This is a genomic window from Pseudoalteromonas sp. SIMBA_162 (assembly GCF_046535955.1).
In the GTDB taxonomy this organism is placed as follows: domain Bacteria; phylum Pseudomonadota; class Gammaproteobacteria; order Enterobacterales; family Alteromonadaceae; genus Pseudoalteromonas; species Pseudoalteromonas marina.
Window position 1 is genome coordinate 1 of record NZ_JAWJBQ010001022.1, and the last position, 243, is coordinate 243.

Annotated in this window: 1 protein-coding gene; it reads right to left on the bottom strand. The window is 70.4% G+C overall.

Annotated features, from left to right (window positions below; translation table 11 throughout):
- Positions 1 to 243, bottom strand: a 243-nt coding sequence (locus R0J88_RS22820; RefSeq protein ID WP_410901293.1) for a tetratricopeptide repeat protein, incomplete at both ends; no start/stop codon positions are given.

Here is a 243-nt window from a genome sequence, read left to right on the forward strand (position 1 = left end):
GCGCTCGCCGTCCGGCACCTGACGGTAGTAAAGGATGGCGTTGTCGACGTCGCCGCTGGACTCGGCGGCCAGCCCCAGCAGGGCGTAGGCGGCGTCCGGCACCGGGTCTTCGTCGAGCAGCGGCAGCAGCAGGCGATGGGCGTCCTCGGGGGAATCGGCATCAAGATAGAGGCTGGCCAGCGCCAGGCGCAGACGTGGCGCGTTGGGATGGCGGGTGATGAGGCTGTCGATGCGCTCGCGTGC